Consider the following 322-nt stretch of genomic DNA (forward strand, 5'->3'; position numbering starts at 1 on the left):
CTGGAGCGCAAGCTGGCGGAGCAGCGCGAGCTGGCCGCGCGCCAGCAGACGATGAGCGAGCTGCGGACGCAGCTGGCCGCGGCGGAGCGGGCGGTGCATCTGGAGGTGTACGAGCGCCAGGACGCCGAGGCGACGGCTGCATCGGCGCAGCGCCGCTCGGAGCTGGAGCGGGCGGAGCAGGCAGCGAGCGCAGCGGCGACATCGCTGGCGCAGGCCGAGGAGCAGCAGCGGCTCGAGGAGAGCCGGGGACCGCTGCGCGAGCAGACGGCGCGCGAGCTGGACCGGCTGGAGCAGCTGCTGCCAGCGGTGCGCGGCCTCGACG

General features: G+C 76.1%; 1 pseudogene. It reads left to right on the plus strand.

Annotated features, from left to right (window positions below):
• Positions 1–322 (plus strand): annotated as a pseudogene (locus PA598K_RS36520) (SMC family ATPase); the annotation flags it as partial.

Source organism: Paenibacillus sp. 598K (assembly GCF_003851045.1).
GTDB lineage: Bacteria > Bacillota > Bacilli > Paenibacillales > Paenibacillaceae > Paenibacillus_D.